Genomic DNA, 17,972 nt, shown 5'->3' on the forward strand with positions numbered 1-17,972 from the left:
TACACCGTATCCCTACTCTTCCACAACCCTCTACTTTTTCACAGTTTACTTTATAGGTTTCCCTTGTTGAAGTTGATACATTTTATAATAGATGCCCTGTTTGTCCATTAACGCCTCATGGTTACCCTGCTCGACGATCTCTCCTTGCGACAATACCAATATGACATCCGCTTCTTGAATGGTTGACAATCTATGCGCAATGATAAAAGTTGTTCTTCCTTGTGCTAGGACCTTCAATGCATCTTGAATTGCCGATTCTGTCTCACTATCAATGCTAGCTGTTGCTTCATCCAATACAAGGATTGCTGGATCTGCTGCCAATGCTCTGGCAAAGGAGATTAATTGACGCTGTCCAGACGATAACGTCGCACCACGTTCCACAACATCTTCGTGATAGCCTTTCTCTAATTGAGCAATAAATTCATCAGCATGTACCGCTTTTGCCGCTTCTCGCACCTTTTCTTCATTAATATTATCCTCATAGAGTCGAATATTAAAGCTCACATCCCCGGTAAAAAGAAACGGGTCCTGCAATACCATCCCTACGTGTTGGCGTAATGAGCTTGAACGAATAGCTTGTAAATCGACCCCATCAATTGTGATACTCCCTTTCTGATACTCATAAAACTTCAACAGTACGTTCATTAGTGAGCTCTTCCCAGAACCCGTATGCCCTACTAATGCGATCGTCTGACCTGGTTCGGCACAAAAAGAAATATCCTTTAAAATATACTGATCGTCATGATAAGCAAACCATACATGATCAAATACAACTTCGCCTTTTGGTCGCTCCATCTGTTCTTTACCCGACTCTTCTGTCGCTTTTGTATCCATGATTTCGAATACGCGCCCCGCAGAAACCGATGCCTGCTGTAAATGAGCCATGCGTTCCATCACCATATTAATTGGTTCAAAGAATCTAGTAACATAATCAACAAACGCATATAAGACTCCAAATGATATTACTTCTGTTAAAGAAGTAGCGCCAAAATACCAAATCACCAAGGTCAACATGATCTTCTCTAGCAGATCGACCGCTGGACGTAGTAGCAGAGCCTCGTAGTGGTTTTCTTTCTTTCTTCCTATAAAATATGCCTGATTGATCTCCGCAAATTCTGCCTGAATCTCTTCCTCTTTTCGATAAGCCTGCACGATGGACATGTTATGAATCATTTCGTTTAGCATCCCATTTAGTTCACTTAGCTTGGATCGAATGGTAGCAAATAATTTGGAAGAGTAATGCCGATAGGTTTTAATCAAGAGTAGCAGAATGGGGACAAATATGATGCATGCCCAAGCTAAAGAAGGTTCCAATACAAATAAAGCGAGTAGGATACCAACCACATATACACCATTCTGCACAAAGCTGGCCATTACACTTACATACAACTCACGTACTGCCTCGGTATCATTTGTAATCCGGGAGACCATAGTACCTACAGGTGTTTTGTCAAAAAAAGAGATCGGTAGCTTCTGCAAATGAGTGAATACGTCAATACGCATACGCTGAATAATGCGCTGCGCAATCGTTTGCAGGCTAAGTAGCTGGATATAATTTAACCCTGCTGAAAGTAAAATTAAGCCTGCGTAGCCACCTAACAGACCAAACAAGGGAATATGATCGTAGATATAAAGACTTTCTACTTCCTCAGGCGTCAACAAATATCCTGTTGTTTGATCTATTTTTCCTTTGTTCTCCACCTGAATGTGATACAATTGCCGTTCGGATTGATTGGAGGCATCTATTGAAAAGCTACGCTTCCCCTCAGTAGATACTGGAGGCGATACTACATAATATTCTTTATCCTGAGCAAGGATTTGTGCTAGCTGATACTGATCAAGATCCGTCCTTTTTGGAATCCAATCTTCACGAACTAATGTGGAAGCTTCCTTAGCTGGTAAGGACAGAGTCACACTCTTCTCAAAAGAATTTCCAGTGGCTTGGGATGCATCACCCGGTTTTACAAAATACCAATTCTTCTGGATACTTAAAATATGGTTATCTATTGCCACCTTAGCAATTAACGGGCCAGCTAGATCGGCCGCTGTTCCTACGATTAACAGGAAAAGAGCGACAATTATTTTTCTTTGAAAGGGTTTGGCATAATTGATTAATCGCTTCGATACTCCCTGTTTGATTTCGGTAGTAGCCTGAATCATTCTAGCATCCCTCCTTCCGCACCTGACACCTGCTCTTCCAGCTGCTGACGATGATATTGCTGGGCATACCAGCCGTTTTTGATCATCAGTTCGGTATGGGTTCCTTCTTCTATAACCAATCCTTCATCTAACACAAGAATGTGATGTGCATGGACAACAGCAGACAAACGATGAGCTGTAATAATCGTGGTTTTCCCCAGACGCGCTTCACGTAAATGGCGAATAATTTTCTCTTCCGTCCTAGCATCTACAGCCGATAAGGAATCGTCTAAAATCAATACTTCTGCGTCAGTTAATAGGGCACGAGCAATAGAAATTCGCTGCTTTTGCCCACCGGATAGCATGACTCCTTTTTCCCCTATAACCGTTTTTAAACCATGTGATAAGTGCTGTAAATCTGTTAGCATCTCCGCCTGTCGAAGCACCTGCTCCACATCAGCGTCATTAGCCTCTGTAACACCAAATGCTACATTTTCCTTGACCGTGCGTGAGAATAGCATATGCTCTTGTGGAACATAGGCAATTTTTTCACGTACTGTATTCAAAGATATTTGTTCAATGGGAATTCCAGAGAAAAATATTTGTTGGGATTCAACCGGATATTGATGCAGTAAGGTTCTACATAAGGTCGATTTACCACTACCCGTTTTCCCAACAATACCAAGCGTCTCCCCACTGTTTAGTGTGAAGGAAATGTGCTGCAATGCTGGTCGGTGTGCTTGTGGATAAGTAAAGGAACAATCCCGCATCTCTACTGTACCTAAAGGCACATGAGTAACAGCATCAGCTACCTCTACTACATCAGAAGGTTCACCTAATAGCTCGTATAAACGTTTGAGCGATGCACTCCCCCGTTGTAAAACATTCATTAAGTACCCAAATGCGAACATGGGCCAAATCAATAGTCCAAGATAGAGCTGAAAAGCCACTAGCTCCCCTAAGGATATCTGACTGCTGATCACCAATAAAGAACCGTACCCTAATGCAATTAAAAAACTAAAGCTAATAATAATAGCCACAGTAGGTTCAAACAGCGCATCAATTTTTGCTACATTGACATTTTTCTTTAAGGTGTCTTCACTAACATCCTGAAATGCTTCTACATCCTTTTCTTCCTGGACAAAAGAACGTAAAACACGTACACCAGATATCGACTGTTGCACATGATCGTTCATTTTGCCAAACGCTTCTTGTGCTAGATAATAGCGCTCATGTAGCAATTTACCATAATAAGCGGTAGACCAAGCCAGGAACGGCATAGGCAACAAGGCTGCGAGTGTTAACTTCCAATCTACCGCAAACAGCATGATTCCAAGTGTTAGCAAGGTCATACAGATGGAATCGACCAAGGTTAAAACCCCTATACTAGCTGTTGTTTCGATCGCTGGAATATCATTAGTTGCAATGGCCATTAAGTTACCTGTTCGATGACGTTGAAAAAAGCTTGGTGACATTTGATTTAAATGCTGAAAGAAGTGATTTCGCAGCGTCTTTTCTAGCGTAAGTGAGCCACCAAACAACAAATAACGCCACAAATACCGGAGTACATATAACAAAATACCGATCCCTACTAGTATCCCGACCATCATTACTAAGCCTTTATGGGTTAGTAGTCCGTTTCGAATTTCATCGACTAAACTGCCAATAATACGTGGTGGCAATAATAATAAGATATCAATAATAATCAGTACACTAATGGCAAAGACATATCGCTTCCAATGTCTTTGAAAAAACCATGCTAATTGTCGAAATGAACTCACTCTTCAACACCTTCTTCCCTATAAATCTCAAAATTCAATCAATTTCAGAATAGGGATTATGTCGTTTCCCTCTCTCCTTTTTGTTGTTTCCATTCCTGCTGTAGCATTCCATACACAGCATGATCAACGTAATGATCGTACAACCATTCATTCCCTCTGATAATTCCTTCTAATTGAAAACCAAGTCGCTCAGGGATAGCACGGCTTTTCTCATTTTGTACTGCTGCTGCAATCTCTACTCGATGCAGATTCCACTTCCCAAATACCAAATAGTCAAGATATGCTTGTACTGCCTGCGTCATGATGCCCTTCCCCTGAAATTCGGCTCCTAGCCAGTAGCCAATTACCGTTTTACGATGATTCCATTCGATATAATTGGCGGCGATTCTCCCTGCAATTTGGCCTTTATACCAAATCGAATAATGCGTTCCTTGCATATTCGCTGCTTGTTGAATGGCAAAACGAATATTATTTTCTGAATCCTCTACATCTCGTACATTATCTAACCACGGTAAAAACTCCCGTAAATAATCTCGATTTTTTTCTATTAAAGCAAAGGTGACTACTGCATCCTCAATACGGACTTCCTTTAGTTCCAAATCAGGTGATATCACGATATTCTTCATACTTCTCCTCCCTCTTTTTTGCCCCTGATTGTTCCAATAGGTTGAACATTAATTCTCTTAAAAACAAAAATCACCTGCTTGCCCTATTTAGTAGGACAGCAGATGACTCTGTTTTCGATACCATTTTACTTTTGAAAAACTCGTTCCCGTTCAGCGGCAATATCTCGTACGCTCGCAGTTATATCTGTGATTTCTGTAAAATGCTTACGATTGATAATGAGGGATTGACCAATCTCCAAAGCAAGTCTTTCTGCTTCTGCTCGAATCTCTACTTGTTCAATTCTATTTAAGTCAGCCACACCCGCCAATCCAATCACACGTCTCAGGATTTTGCATCCAGCATATCCTGCCGTATCTTGTAAGACTTGAGATACATAGTCCTGCCAAAAATCGGGAACACGCGCACTACGCTCCTCCGCTTGTTTATGCCACAAACGAACGAATTTCGATACAAACTCATTCCATACGTTTTCTACCGTATCCAATAAATAAAAACGATAGCTCTCCCGTTTCTCTATGTCCGCTTGCAGCCCGTATTGACCTGCATAATTTAAGATAAGATTAGCGATTACCGCCCCAATGTCAAAACCGATCGGCCCATAAAAAGCAAACTCTGGATCAATCACCTTTGTACTCGTTTGGGTGACAAAAATACTACCTGTATGCAGATCACCATGCAACAAAGCTTCTGCTCGTGTTAAAAAACCGTATTTTAGCTTAGCAATCTCTCGACGTAATGCTTGATTCTCCCATATTGCTTCTATATCTCGACGAATAAGTGGATTAAAATCGTTGGTTTCATGGTCCACATAAGGATCAGTAAATACAAGATCTTCGGTAATTTTACATAGCTCTGGATTAATGAACTTGCTCACATTAGCCTTCTTAGCAAAGGGGTGTATCCCAAGATCAGAGGTAAAGAACAAGGTATGGGCCAGAAAAGTTCCGATATGCCTAGCGAAATGTGGATACACTTCTCCATCAATTAGACCTGCACGGAGTAGCTTATGATCACCGACATCCTCCATAATCGTCAAGGCAAGCTCCGAATTGTGATGGTATACCTCAGGTACTAAATCCCCTACTAGCTCTCGCTGAATCTTGAGCGCCTCGGCTTCAATTCGCGATCGATCTAGTGTTAACGGCCACGATTCGCCAACGACGCGAGCATAGGGCAAGGCCTGCTTCACAATGACACTTTTACCGGTCGCTTCATCCGTTATTCTAAAGACCAAATTTAAATTTCCATCACCAATTTCTTGGCTAACAAGAGACGCGTCTTGTGTAAAAATCGTTCCCTGATTCTGTACGTATAAAATGGCTTCTTGAACCGATAACGCTTGATAACCCATATCTTCCCTCTCCTTTTTATCACTAGTATCGGTTGATGTATTGATCGTAATGTGCCAAGGGATGGACGATTCCTCCTAGATTTGCTAATAAGCGATACTTGGTCAATAGGTTAACCTGATACACACCGACTCGCTCCCAGACTTCACTCGGCTCAAGAATATTCCATCGCCCCAAATCCTTTTCAATAAAAAAGTCCTTGCCCCGAAAACGAATCCATGTATGACTGCTAGGAACATCTGGTGAAAATATGCGGGATCGTGACAAATAATCATCACCATATTCCATAGTAAGTAAGAACAAGATGCGATGGGCTTCCTCCCAGCTCCTTTGTAATAATACATGCCAGGACCCGCTTTCTTGTTCACTAAGTTTACCGCGTAAATGACCGAATGCATGGCTCAAAGCATTGCAGGCATTGCCTGAATCAATAGGCAATTCCCTGATCTTCTGGAATTCATGTAACAAATGCTCTGCAAATATACTCCAATCTCGCTCGCCTGTTTCTCGTGTCAATTTTAATTGATCCCGAAATGCTTGTGATATCTGCTTATATTTTTGATAACACCTCATCATGACCCAATATTTGTGCTCTGCCCATATCTGTTCACACCATGCTTTGCTTACCAAAGAAAAAGAAAACCTCTTTTCCGAAGAAAAGAGGTCGTTTTTACATGCCATATTCATTAAACGTTCCCCCTTATCTACCAGAATTTTAATGTCTCTGCAGGAATTAGCACCGTGCACACGCCAAGCTAGTGGCTATGTGTCGGTTGCTGGGTTTCATCGGGCCAGTCCCTCCACCGTCTCTGGATAAGGTATCCAAAAGTTATATGTAATTGTAAGTGAATGCAGGTTCTTATCCTACGTAACGAAGCTTCAAAATGAATCGTTAGTAGAAATATACACAGGTAAACCATTTATGTCAAACAATTTATTCAACTCAGATTTTATTTATAAAAGGGTTGACGCATTTTATAAAAAGGGATAAGATGGTCTCCAAGAAACAGCTTCTTTTTTGACAACTACAACAATTATTTAGCTCTTATTGAGAGAAGGCGGAGGGACTGGCCCTATGATGCCCGGCAACCCTCGTATCGGTATAACGATGCGAAACGGTGCTAAATCCTACACATAATCTTGCTTTATTGGTTTATGTGAGAGATAAGAGAAGAAGATCTGTCTATCAGACGCCTCCTTCTCTTGAAGGGGGCGTTTTTAGTTGATAAATTCTCTACCTATAAGGAGGTCATCCATGAGTACAGATCGAATCCTCGTAACCTATTTAACACAAGCAAAGGATTTACAAAAAAAAGCGGAAGGTATTGCAGTTGGTATGACAGTAGGCTCATGGACAGACCTTCCTCTGGCCAAACAAGAGCAACTACGTGCCTATTTAGGTGAAGTAGCACATGTAGCTCCTCTCGAATCTACCTCATCAGGTGAAACACGAGGTCTTATCACTATTAGTTATCCAACAATATGCTTTACACAAGATATCCCTTCTCTTCTTACAGGGGTATTCGGCAAGCTATCAATGGATGGCAAAATCAAGCTAGTGGATATTCAACTTCCCCCTGCCTTTTTACAAGGCTTTAAGGGTCCGAAATTTGGCATAAAAGGTATACGAAAAATAACCGGTGTGCATGATCGCCCTTTATTAATGAGTATTTTTAAGTCATGCACAGGTTTATCACTAGAGGAATTAGAGGTTCAGTTTCGTGCACAAGCAGAAGGTGGCCTTGATTTGATAAAGGATGACGAAATTTTCTTTGCTGATGATAAAGCTCCGTTTATCCAACGCATCAGACGTTTCAAAGCCATTTCAGATGAAATTGCGGAACAAACCGGTAAGCCTGTCTTGTATGCCGCTAACCTTACAGGACCTAGCTCACAGCTTATTGAGCGGGCGAAACAAGCAATTGATGCAGGTGCTTCTTGCCTCCTGTTTAATGCGCTTGCTTTCGGCTTCGATCTCTTGCAACGTTTAGCAGAAGATCCGGACATTCAGGTACCAATCATGGCGCATCCTGCACTCGCTGGCGCTTATTATCCTAGTCCTGATTACGGCATAGCTGCTCCGCTCTTACTCGGTAATCTATTGCGTTTAGCTGGGGCTGACCTGGTCTTGTTCCCTTCTCCATACGGAAATGTTGCATTAGATAAGCTAGAGGCTAATCAGCTAGCTAATCATTTAGTTGGAGAATACGGTACCTTACAACCTGCCTTCCCCGTTCCATCGGCAGGTATTCATCCTGGATTGGTTCCACAGTTGTACGCTGACTTTGGTCTAGATCAGGTGGTTAACGCAGGCGGCGGTATTCATGGGCACCCACTAGGAGCAACAGCAGGCGGTCGAGCGTTCCGTGCCGCTATTGATGCATCCGTAAATGGAATTAGTCTTACTAAGGCAGCTGCCGACTCTGAAGAACTGCGACTCGCACTAGAAAAATGGGGAGGTCTTGCATGACAAAACAACTTGTGCTTTTTTGCGATTTCGATGGAACTATTACAGAAAAAGACAACATTGTAGCAATCATGCGCCATTTTCATCCCCCAGGCTGGGAAGAATTAACCGAACAGATTTTGACGCAAAAAATAACCATTAGAGAAGGGGTAGGAAAGCTTTTTTCCCTACTTCCCTCTTCACTCGAACACGAAATTACTCAATTTGCTGTGAAGAATGCCAGTATCCGCCCTGGTTTTGCCGAGTTTGTGGAATATTGTCGTCAAGAAAATGTGACTTTGCTCATTACAAGCGGAGGTATTGATTTCTTTGTTCACCCGATTCTGGCTCCGTTTCAGTTGGATGGTCCAATCTACTGCAATGGCAGTGATTTTAGCAAAGAGAGCATAAAAATTACGTGGCCGCATACCTGCGATGAGCATTGCCAAACAGATTGTGGAATGTGTAAAACTACCATTATTAGAAGCTATGATGCTACGGCCTATACGCGTGTTGTCATTGGGGACAGTATTACTGACTTAGCAGGCTCTCGAATTGCTGACTTTGTCATTGCCCGTTCCTTCCTATTAGAAAAATGTGAGGAAGAAAATTTATCACATAAACCATTTACTACTTTTTATGATGTGATTTCAATTATTAAAGCCATTCAGGCCAAACAGGAGGGAATTGTGCTATGACAACAACACTTGAACAGCGCACCGCCGCTTTTAAAAAACTAGATGAAGTAAAGCTAACGTTTGCTAGAAGAGACTGGTTTCCGGGCACTAGTGGAAACCTCTCTATTAAAATCAGCGATGTACCCTTACAATTTGCTGTGACCGCCAGTGGCAAAGATAAAACAAAATTATCGCCAGAAGATTACCTGATCGTTGACAGCAACTCTAGTTCCGTAGAGCCTACCAATTTGAAGCCGTCTGCGGAAACCTTAGTGCATGCTGTTGTCTATCAAAGCATTCCCGATGCTGGCGCTTGCTTCCATGTGCATACGATAGCGAACAATGTGATTTCCGAATTGTACGCCCAAAAGCAAAGCTTTAGTATTCACGGTCAGGAATTGATCAAGGGACTAGGCATTTGGGAAGAGAACGCTCTACTTAACGTCCCTATTGTCGAAAACTATGCAGATATCCCTACATTAGCAGCAGCCATTAAAGAGGCGATAAGGCCTGATGTACCCGGCGTGTTAATTCGTAACCACGGAATATATGCATGGGGTCGTAATGATTTTGAAGCAAAGAGACATATAGAAGCTTTTGAATTTCTATTTGAATATCAACTACGCTTACTGCAAGTAAGTAATTTATCTTCGCAAGCTTCTGGCATTGCTATTTAATGTAAATTATCCTAATTAAATAAATGAATAATTCATAAGATTTAAAACACAAGGGGGTCTTTCGCCATGGCAAAAGTACGTTTTCACGATACAAATGAATATATTGAAGGTACAGAAGCAGTTCAAGCTTTTTTAACCACGCAGGATGTTATCTACGAATATTGGGGTGTAGATCGATTAGATCCTGCTTTACGAAGTAATTACGCGCCAACTGATGCAGAAAAACAACAAATTTTAGAGACCTTCAAAAAAGAGATACAAGATATTAGTGAACGTCGCAACTACACTACAGCAGACGTAATTGTGCTAAGCGACAAAACACCAGAGTTAGATAAAAAATTAGAGAACTTCGTCAAAGAACATCATCACACGGATGATGAAGTCCGCTTCTGTGTAGATGGTCATGGTATTTTTGCTATTTTAGGTACAGATGGTCGCTACTTTGATGTAGAGCTATCCCCTGGTGATTTAATCTCCGTTCCATCTTCATATCGACACTATTTCACCTTAATGGAGGATCGAAAAATTATTGCGATTCGTCTGTTTGTAACTCCTGCGGGTTGGGAAGCGATTTACTAGGAGATTTGTAAAGAGAGCTTCAAACGAACGTGAATTAACATTTGCAGCTTTACCATTTAACTTCAAATTTATTTCTTCATTAAACATAAAAAAACGCTTGGACCATCCGTCCAAGCGTTTTTCTTATCCATTCTATTTTCAGTCTACTATTCTACAGTACCTTACACGAATTATTTAGGCTGAATCAAGGACTCCTCCTCAACCACAATTTTTACTGCTTGCCCAATTGCTGGTAAGCTCTTTGTTGTTATAGGACCATAGAATCCATAGACTTTTGTCCCTTTACGCAAGTCCTCTGCTTTTAATTCGCTATTATCTTTTGCATCGATAATCGGGGTATCTTTTGCTAAATTTAGCGCAATCATCTCAAAGGAATTGTCATTTAGCTTCTCGCCTTTAATCACTACCTGAATGGTTCCATCTGTTAATGTTTTCGCTTCAACGACTTCACCAACTGTTCCTAGAACCTCAGGAGTATCCATTTTATCATTTACCACGATTTTCACTGCATTTGTCATTGGTGGAATGCTCATAGTCATAGCCATGCCATGCTCAGCTTCAATTTCTTGACCCAATTTCAAATCAGCTATTGTAAGCTGTTTACCATCCTGATTAACGATGCTTGTCTCGTCTGTGATGTTTAGACGTACACCATTCGTGAACCCATTCACCATGATGGCACCTTTGATAGAAGCATCTTTTTCTTCAATAGAGATGTTAGTAATACTACCTTTTTTCGTAACTCCTTGTACTTGTTCGCCAATCTTAATTGTCCCATCACCCTCGACAATTACTTGTTGATGAAGCACTTTATCAAAGAAGGAAACTGGTACATAGGTTACTCCTGCTTTAGACTCTGGAGCTGATCCTAATTGCACGTACATTTTATTTACACTGTATTGATCTTTTCCCACCGCAACCGCTGTCCATTGTGCGCCTTTTTGCAATTCAGCACTCTTGGTTTCTGCATTCCAGGTAACCTGATAACCTAGTTGATCAGAAATCGTACGCAATGGGATCATTAGTACATTTTGTTTATTTGCGTATACATTTAGCTTCTCATCTACTACTTTACCATTTACATAAACAGCATGCTTAGAAGCCGGTTTTGTTAGTACATTGTTTGTTTGTGTTAGTTGTGGGGTAGCGGCATAAGCTGAAATGGAGCTGGTAGCCACCACAGCGGTAACCAGAGCAGCACTTAACATTTTAAAAGTTTTATTCATTGTGGATACCTCCATTTTCATTAACAAAATTTCCATTTTGTTTGATTCACACTCTTTGACGAGGTGTTTTTCACAAACGTTTCAGGAAAAGATAAAAAAAATAAAAATAAAAAAACCAAAGCCCGATTGTTAATGAATCAAGACTTTGGTTTTTGGCATCAAATCATGACATCTACTCCGAAATGATCAGATATGACTGGTTTGTTTATACCGTTAAAAATAACTTTGGATTCTAGAACATAAACAGGCTGATTTACCCAGATATAATCAATCCGCAAGCCTTCCTGATTGCAATCCCATCCAGCAATCTTCCCCTGAACCGTGCTGCCCTCATCTTGAACCTGAGCTAGTAGAAACGTATCGTACCAGCCATGCCTTTTTACACAGTCATATCCTTCTCCACTCACCCCGGCATGATTATTAAAATCTCCCATCAAGAAGGTAAGTTCATTTTTATCAATCCGCTTTATCAAACGTTCAAACTGATCGAAAAAAGGTTCCTCTTCATCCTCCCACCATCCGAAATGACAGGAAAAAAATGAAATATACTTCTGATGATACTCCACAGTAGCTTGCACAACCTTGCGGGTTTTCCAATATGACGTATCTGTATGCTTAGACACATAGAATGCGTTCTGATCCCTGATTGGGAGGTTGGTCAATAGAGCTACTCCTTCTTCATATACCCCATATCCAATATGACAAAAATCCCAGATCATCCGATAACCGTCTAGCCCTCGCTTCTGAAGCTCTTGTAATAAAAGATAAGCATAGTTATCAGCCTTGATATGATCCTCAATCACAACAGCACCAATCGATTGACTCACTTCCTGTAGAGCGATAACATCGTAAGCATGTTCTACTATAGTATCTGCTAGTTCCACTAGCTTTGTATGCTGATCAGACTCTTGCCACGAATGGCAGTTCAGTGTTAATAACCTCATATTAGACTCCTAAATAATCCTGGACACTTGATTTAATCACATCCGCTTTCGGACCATACACAACCTGAACTCCCTTATCTTTTAAAATAAGTCCAAGCGAGCCTGTCTTTTTCCATTCGGATTCCGTAGCCACATCTTCTATATTTTTGACTGTTACCCGCAAACGTGTCATACATGCATCCACATCTTCTATATTATTTTCTCCACCTAATAGCTGAACAATCGTTTCTGCAACACCAGTAGTGGTTTTCTTCAATTGCTCTTGGTTTGTAGATGGCTCTTCCTCGTCTGTATAATTTCCAGCGCGACCTGGAGTAGGGAAGTTAAACTTTTTGATCAAAAAATGAAAGACAGTGAAATTCAATCCAAAGAAAACAAGGCATGTAATCGCAAAGTTGATAATGTCTTGTATCATTCCTGCCCGTATCGCCATTGGTGTTCTTGTCAGCAACTCGATAAATCCAAAGGAATGTAGACGTAGATGAATGAAATCAGCCATCGCAAAGCTAATCCCAGTTAAAATCGAGTAAACCACGTACAAAAGAGGTGCAGCGAACATAAACATGAATTCGATAGGCTCTGTTACCCCAGTCAAAAATACGGCCAAAGCAGCAGAGAAAAACATGGATTTGTATTTTGGTCTTTTCTCGATGTCCACATGGCGATACATAGCTAACGCAATTCCAAGCAGTGACGCCGTTGATAAAATCATCTGACCTACTTTAAAACGCGCTGGCGTCACACTATTTAGCAATTGGTTATATGCCGTTGTATCTCCTTGAGAAAGTAGATTGTTCAAGTCAGCGACCCAAGCAAGCCACAATGGATCTTGACCTGCCACTACTTGACCCGCACTGGTACCAGTAAGCAACGTGTATGTACCCCCAAGCTGGGTGTAGTTAATCGGAACAGTCAACATATGATGCAATCCAAATGGTAGCAACAAGCGCTCTAACATTCCAAAGATAAAGGGAGCAATAACAGGTGCTGAGTCTTTAGAAGAAGCAATCCATTTTCCGAAATCATTCAAAATTCCCTGAATAGACGGCCAAATAGTAGCCAAAATGATAGCGGTTACAGCGGACCAAAAAATAACGACAAACGGAACAAATCGCTTCCCATTAAAGAAAGCTAACGATGCCGGAAGTTTATTGTAATCATAGTACTTATTAAAGATAACAGCTCCTAGGAAACCAGAAATAATACCGATAAAAACACCCATGTTAAGAGCAGGGGCACCTAAAAATGAAATGAAATAGTCTTTTACTAGTAATTCTTTTCCAAATAAGGAGGAGACAGTAGCGTCAGAACTAGATAGCATATCTGTACTTACTCCAAAAATTGCACCCGTAATTCGATTGATTAAGATAAAAGCGATCAGTGCAGCAAATGCACCACCTGCCCGCTCCTTTGCCCATGAACCACCAATAGCAACTGCAAACAAAATATGAAGATTACCGATTACAGCCCACCCTATTTCCTCCATCACGTGGGCAAATCTGACAATAAAGGTTACATCTCCTCCTGCCATCGCAATCAGCTTGGCTAGAGAAATCATAATCCCCGCAGCAGGCATAACAGCAACTACTACTAAAAGAGCTTTCCCAAGCTTTTGCCAAAAATCAAAAGATGCCATATTTCTCACTGTGACTCCCCCCCTACATACTTATATAAGTATTTTTATCAACATAGTGAAATCGTTTGCACAAAATTATTGTAATAAAAACGCTTTCATAAAACAAGTGAAAATTTATAATACATTCCCTTTTCGTAACAGAGACTATATCGCTTATACATTATTAATAAAAAACACGTTTAATACACGATTTATTCCCCTATAAACCGAATAAAAAACACCTCCTTAAAGAAAGGGACGATACACGATTCAAAATTAACTTAATGCAACCGGTTGCACAATTGATTAATTGAAAATATAATGAGGATGAGATCCTTTCAAACATACGGTCAAAAAAAGAACGAAGGAGGTTCTTATATGCAAGATACCAGTTTTGCCATTCATCCTGGAAATGAACAAGCAAACAATTCAACTCCCTACTATGACATTGGTACTTTATTAGACTATGAAAACACTGATCGCTTCCAATTTCGCTGTGAGCGTGGCTGGGTTAATCTGTCCTTCTATGCGGATGATATTGTCCGGATAACTATGAAACCGCTATCAAAACCAACCCTAGAAAGTAGTTTCGCTCTAATAAAAGCTCCTCAAAATATCGATTCTATATGTGAGGACCACGATCAGTATCTCCTGATTAAAACAGCTAGTCTTCACCTAAAAATCAACAAAAATCCTTTTCGCATTGCCGCTTATGATCCTCTGGGCCGATTGCTTGTAGAAGAAGGCGAGAGAGGAATGGCTTTTACACAAAAACAAGAAATTATCTGCTTTAAAGAAATGAATGCTGCCGACCATTTTTATGGATTTGGAGAAAAAACCGGCTTTCTTGATAAACGCGGTGAAAAAATGACAATGTGGAATACAGACGTGTTTGCTCCACATAATCCAGAGACTGATGCTCTCTATGAATCCATTCCGTACTTCATGACGATTCGGAATGGTTTTGCGCATGGAATCTTTTTTGATAACACGTATCGCAGCGTTTTTGATCTGAAATCTAGCTCAACCAGCTATTCCTTTTGGGCAGAAGGTGGAGAATTAGATTATTACATTCTGGCGGGTCCTACCCCAAAGGATGTTATTACCCAATACACCACATTAACAGGACGCATGGACATTCCCCCTAAATGGTCACTCGGCTATCATCAATCACGCTACAGCTATAAAAACGAACAGGAAGTCCGTGAGCTGGTAAGGAATTTTAAGAAGAAAGAGATTCCTGTCGATGCCATTTATCTGGATATTCATTACATGGATGGGTACCGTGTTTTTACCTTTGACTATGACCGATTTCCTCATGCCCATTCGCTGATTCAAGAATTAAAAGCAGAAGGAATTAACATCGTTCCCATTGTTGATCCAGGAGTCAAACAAGATGCAGAATACCCTATCTATCAAGAAGGCGTGCGTGAAAATCACTTTTGCAAATCTATCGAAGGAAATATTTATTTAGGGGAAGTATGGCCGGGAATTAGTGCATTCCCTGACTTTTCCAATACGAATGTACGGAAATGGTGGGGACAAAAGCAAAAATTTTATACAGACATGGGCATTGAAGGTATCTGGAATGATATGAATGAGCCAGCCGTTTTCAATGAAACAAAGACCATGGATTTATCAGTCATACATGAAAATGACGGAAATCCAAAAACCCATCGTGAATTACACAATATCTACGGGCTCCTAATGGGCGAGGCTACCTATACAGGTTTAAAAGAACAATTATCTGGAAGGCGTCCATTCGTACTGACCAGAGCTGGATACGCTGGTGTACAACGTTATGCCGCTGTCTGGACAGGAGATAATCGGAGCTTCTGGGAGCACATGCAAATGGCGATACCTATGTGCATGAATCTTGGGTTATCAGGGGTACCTTTTACCGGGCCTGATGTTGGTGGTTTTGCTCATGATACTACCGGTGAATTGCTGACACGCTGGACGCAGCTTGGTACTTTTACTCCCTATTTCCGAAACCACAGCAACCTTGGTACAGTTGCACAAGAGCCATGGGCGTTTGGGGAAGAAGTGGAGATAATCACAAAGAAATATATTGAACTACGTTATAAATGGCTTCCGCACTTATACACGTTGTTCCGAGAAGCCCATCAGACGGGTCTTCCTGTGATGCGTCCACTTGTACTGGAATATCCAAATGATCCACATACCGGCAATTTATCTGATCAGTTCCTACTTGGTGAGAATGTTTTAATTGCTCCCATCACTAGACCATCAACATACCATCGTGTTGTCTATTTGCCAGCAGGCACCTGGTATGATTACTGGACAGATACGAAATTCGAAGGCGGTACACATATCATGGTCTCTGCACCATTAGATACCCTACCGATTTTTGTGAAAGAAGGAGCAATTATTCCGGAAGCACCAGTCAAATTATCCACTAAGGTACCTGACGAGCAAATCATTATTCATATCTATCCAAGTCAACAAAAAACGGAGTATATCCTGTATGAAGACGACGGTTGTACTTTCTCCTATCAAAATAATCAATATGTAGAGAGAAAAATTACTTGTCACCACGATGAAAATCAAGTAGAAATAAACATAGAGGATATTCACACTGGCTACTCGCCTTCTTGGACATCAATGATTGTCCACATACATGGAGTAGATACTATGAAAACCATCTATGTTAATGGTCAAGAAATGACAGGCTCTTATTTAAAAGATAAACATATCCTCACATTTCAACTAAGCCAATAAATAATAGAACAGTTGGGGGCGCCTCCCTGACTGTTTTTTCATGAGGGATCATAGTGTAAAACAAATGAAAGAATAAGTGGAAAGGGATGGTAACGCATGGGGGTAACAATTAAAGATGTAGCAAGGGCAGCAAATGTAGCACCATCTACAGTCTCTCGAGTCGTTGCCAACCATCCACGCATTAGCGAAAAAACCAAGCAGCGAGTCCGAGAAGCAATGGAACAACTCGGCTATCATCCTAACTACCAGGCTCGGAGTCTCGCTAGCAAATCCTCTCAAACCATCGGGCTGGTGATGCCTGATTCAACGGATCGTATCTTCCAAAATCCTTTCTTTCCTGAAGTGATCCGAGGTATCAGCAAAATTGCCCACAGCCGCGAGTACGCTATCTGTATGTCCACCGGGGAGACAGAAGCAGAATTATATGATGGCGTTGTGAGAATGGTTCAAGGTGGTCGAGTAGATGGATTGATTCTTCTCTATTCCAAAATTAACGACCGTGTTACCAACTACCTAAAAGAACGAGATTTCCCCTTTGTAATGGTGGGAAAACCGCATATAGACATGGATGCCATTAATCATGTTGACAACGACAACTATTCAGCGGCTAAAGAAATTACCGAGTACCTTATCCAAAAGGGGCATGAACGAATCGCTTTCGTCGGTGGTTCTCCTGACATGGTGGTAACCATTGACCGTTTAGAAGGATACAAGCAGGCCATCACCCAAGCTTCTCTCACCCTACATGATGAATATATTGTCCGGGAAAAAGTCTTACGAGAAGGCGGTGAGGAAGCCGCAATTGAATTAATGAATTTGCCTAACAGACCCACTGCCCTGATCGTTACCGATGATATGATGGCCTTAGGAATTTTGCGAGTACTTAACGAAATCGGGGTTCAGGTGCCTCAAGATGTTTCTTTGATTAGTTTTAATAATGCTCTGATCACGGAAATCTCCCAGCCGCCGCTCACCTCAGTGGATATTCAAATCTTTCAATTGGGGTATCAGGCTGGAAAATGCTTGATTGAGAAGCTTGAACAGCCAAATGAACCCACCAAACGCATTATTATTCCCTTCAAATTAGTAGAGCGAAATTCTTGCGATAACTATCGTACTTCCACCCCCAAAAAACTAAAAAAGAAAAATTAAAAAAAGGTTGCCGACTAT

The 17,972-nt window shown here is 41.1% G+C and carries 14 protein-coding genes and 2 riboswitches; of the genes, 6 read left to right on the forward strand and 8 right to left on the reverse strand.

All coding sequences use genetic code 11. The features are described 5' to 3' along the window. Nucleotides 1-45 precede the first annotated feature (45 nt). The 5 genes from BrL25_RS07480 to BrL25_RS07500 all read right to left on the reverse strand — a co-directional run bounded on the left by BrL25_RS07480 (nucleotide 46) and on the right by BrL25_RS07500 (nucleotide 6,583). Nucleotides 46-2,160: an ABC transporter ATP-binding protein gene (locus tag BrL25_RS07480; RefSeq protein ID WP_018670372.1), complete on the reverse strand. Its 2,115-nt coding sequence runs from the start codon at nucleotides 2,158-2,160 to the stop codon at nucleotides 46-48. After that, complete coding sequence (locus tag BrL25_RS07485) at nucleotides 2,157-3,920, reverse strand: ABC transporter ATP-binding protein (protein ID WP_018670371.1); 1,764 nt, start codon at nucleotides 3,918-3,920, stop codon at nucleotides 2,157-2,159. The genes BrL25_RS07480 and BrL25_RS07485 overlap by 4 nt, the downstream gene beginning before the upstream one ends. Nucleotides 3,921-3,976: 56 nt before the next feature. Beyond that, entirely contained in the window at nucleotides 3,977-4,546 is a 570-nt protein-coding gene (locus BrL25_RS07490; protein WP_018670370.1) for a GNAT family N-acetyltransferase, read from the reverse strand. 125 nt (nucleotides 4,547-4,671) lie between these two features. After that, nucleotides 4,672-5,898 carry an S-methyl-5-thioribose kinase gene (mtnK, locus tag BrL25_RS07495; RefSeq protein WP_018670369.1) on the reverse strand — a complete coding sequence of 409 codons (1,227 nt, stop codon included), beginning with the start codon at nucleotides 5,896-5,898 and terminating at the stop codon, nucleotides 4,672-4,674. A 22-nt stretch (nucleotides 5,899-5,920) separates the two neighbouring features. After that, entirely contained in the window at nucleotides 5,921-6,583 is a 663-nt protein-coding gene (locus BrL25_RS07500) for a DUF1722 domain-containing protein (protein ID WP_018670368.1), read from the reverse strand. A gap of 10 nt (nucleotides 6,584-6,593) precedes the next feature. After that, nucleotides 6,594-6,716: riboswitch (SAM riboswitch) on the reverse strand. Nucleotides 6,717-6,938: 222 nt separating this feature from the next. Further along, nucleotides 6,939-7,067: riboswitch (SAM riboswitch) on the forward strand. Nucleotides 7,068-7,151: 84 nt separating this feature from the next. On the opposite strand from BrL25_RS07500, the gene BrL25_RS07505 reads away from it, so the two are divergent. From BrL25_RS07505 to BrL25_RS07520, 4 genes are all read left to right on the forward strand, one after another. Then, nucleotides 7,152-8,366 carry a 2,3-diketo-5-methylthiopentyl-1-phosphate enolase gene (locus BrL25_RS07505; protein WP_018670367.1) on the forward strand — a complete coding sequence of 405 codons (1,215 nt, stop codon included), beginning with the start codon at nucleotides 7,152-7,154 and terminating at the stop codon, nucleotides 8,364-8,366. Then, on the forward strand, nucleotides 8,363-9,040 hold the full coding sequence (locus BrL25_RS07510; RefSeq protein ID WP_018670366.1) for a 2-hydroxy-3-keto-5-methylthiopentenyl-1-phosphate phosphatase: 678 nt from the start codon (nucleotides 8,363-8,365) through the stop codon (nucleotides 9,038-9,040). The genes BrL25_RS07505 and BrL25_RS07510 overlap by 4 nt, the downstream gene beginning before the upstream one ends. Next, nucleotides 9,037-9,696, forward strand: coding sequence for a methylthioribulose 1-phosphate dehydratase (locus BrL25_RS07515; protein ID WP_018670365.1), 660 nt, complete (start codon nucleotides 9,037-9,039; stop codon nucleotides 9,694-9,696). Before BrL25_RS07510 ends, BrL25_RS07515 begins: the two co-directional genes overlap by 4 nt. A 66-nt stretch (nucleotides 9,697-9,762) precedes the next feature. After that, nucleotides 9,763-10,275 carry a cupin domain-containing protein gene (locus BrL25_RS07520; protein ID WP_018670364.1) on the forward strand — a complete coding sequence of 171 codons (513 nt, stop codon included), beginning with the start codon at nucleotides 9,763-9,765 and terminating at the stop codon, nucleotides 10,273-10,275. Between the two features lie 170 nt (nucleotides 10,276-10,445). Here BrL25_RS07520 and BrL25_RS07525 read toward each other — a convergent pair whose 3' ends face one another. The 3 genes from BrL25_RS07525 to BrL25_RS07535 all read right to left on the reverse strand — a co-directional run bounded on the left by BrL25_RS07525 (nucleotide 10,446) and on the right by BrL25_RS07535 (nucleotide 14,081). After that, nucleotides 10,446-11,501: a copper amine oxidase N-terminal domain-containing protein gene (locus tag BrL25_RS07525; protein ID WP_018670363.1), complete on the reverse strand. Its 1,056-nt coding sequence runs from the start codon at nucleotides 11,499-11,501 to the stop codon at nucleotides 10,446-10,448. 158 nt (nucleotides 11,502-11,659) lie between these two features. Further along, complete coding sequence (locus tag BrL25_RS07530) at nucleotides 11,660-12,445, reverse strand: endonuclease/exonuclease/phosphatase family protein (protein ID WP_018670362.1); 786 nt, start codon at nucleotides 12,443-12,445, stop codon at nucleotides 11,660-11,662. 1 nt (nucleotide 12,446) lies between these two features. Beyond that, nucleotides 12,447-14,081, reverse strand: a complete 1,635-nt coding sequence (locus BrL25_RS07535; RefSeq protein ID WP_035311886.1) for a PTS transporter subunit IIBC — start codon at nucleotides 14,079-14,081, stop codon at nucleotides 12,447-12,449. Nucleotides 14,082-14,438: 357 nt separating this feature from the next. On the opposite strand from BrL25_RS07535, the gene BrL25_RS07540 reads away from it, so the two are divergent. Together BrL25_RS07540 and BrL25_RS07545 are read left to right on the forward strand one after the other, a co-directional pair. Beyond that, complete coding sequence (locus tag BrL25_RS07540; protein ID WP_018670360.1) at nucleotides 14,439-16,802, forward strand: glycoside hydrolase family 31 protein; 2,364 nt, start codon at nucleotides 14,439-14,441, stop codon at nucleotides 16,800-16,802. A gap of 96 nt (nucleotides 16,803-16,898) precedes the next feature. Next, entirely contained in the window at nucleotides 16,899-17,954 is a 1,056-nt protein-coding gene (locus BrL25_RS07545) for a LacI family DNA-binding transcriptional regulator (protein ID WP_018670359.1), read from the forward strand. Nucleotides 17,955-17,972: the final 18 nt, after the last annotated feature.

Origin of the sequence: Brevibacillus laterosporus DSM 25, assembly GCF_002706795.1 — a bacterium.
GTDB classification, from domain to species: domain Bacteria; phylum Bacillota; class Bacilli; order Brevibacillales; family Brevibacillaceae; genus Brevibacillus_B; species Brevibacillus_B laterosporus.

Excerpts from the sequence above, each read along its gene's own strand:
- BrL25_RS07480 (WP_018670372.1), bottom strand. The coding sequence starts at position 2,160 with ATGATTCAGGCTACTACCGAAATCAAACAGGGAGTATCGAAGCGATTA.
- BrL25_RS07490 (WP_018670370.1), bottom strand. The coding sequence starts at position 4,546 with ATGAAGAATATCGTGATATCACCTGATTTGGAACTAAAGGAAGTCCGT.
- mtnK (WP_018670369.1), bottom strand. The coding sequence starts at position 5,898 with ATGGGTTATCAAGCGTTATCGGTTCAAGAAGCCATTTTATACGTACAG.
- BrL25_RS07500 (WP_018670368.1), bottom strand. The coding sequence starts at position 6,583 with ATGAATATGGCATGTAAAAACGACCTCTTTTCTTCGGAAAAGAGGTTT.
- BrL25_RS07505 (WP_018670367.1), top strand. The coding sequence starts at position 7,152 with ATGAGTACAGATCGAATCCTCGTAACCTATTTAACACAAGCAAAGGAT.
- BrL25_RS07510 (WP_018670366.1), top strand. The coding sequence starts at position 8,363 with ATGACAAAACAACTTGTGCTTTTTTGCGATTTCGATGGAACTATTACA.
- BrL25_RS07515 (WP_018670365.1), top strand. The coding sequence starts at position 9,037 with ATGACAACAACACTTGAACAGCGCACCGCCGCTTTTAAAAAACTAGAT.
- BrL25_RS07520 (WP_018670364.1), top strand. The coding sequence starts at position 9,763 with ATGGCAAAAGTACGTTTTCACGATACAAATGAATATATTGAAGGTACA.
- BrL25_RS07525 (WP_018670363.1), bottom strand. The coding sequence starts at position 11,501 with ATGAATAAAACTTTTAAAATGTTAAGTGCTGCTCTGGTTACCGCTGTG.
- BrL25_RS07530 (WP_018670362.1), bottom strand. The coding sequence starts at position 12,445 with ATGAGGTTATTAACACTGAACTGCCATTCGTGGCAAGAGTCTGATCAG.
- BrL25_RS07535 (WP_035311886.1), bottom strand. The coding sequence starts at position 14,081 with ATGGCATCTTTTGATTTTTGGCAAAAGCTTGGGAAAGCTCTTTTAGTA.
- BrL25_RS07540 (WP_018670360.1), top strand. The coding sequence starts at position 14,439 with ATGCAAGATACCAGTTTTGCCATTCATCCTGGAAATGAACAAGCAAAC.
- BrL25_RS07545 (WP_018670359.1), top strand. The coding sequence starts at position 16,899 with ATGGGGGTAACAATTAAAGATGTAGCAAGGGCAGCAAATGTAGCACCA.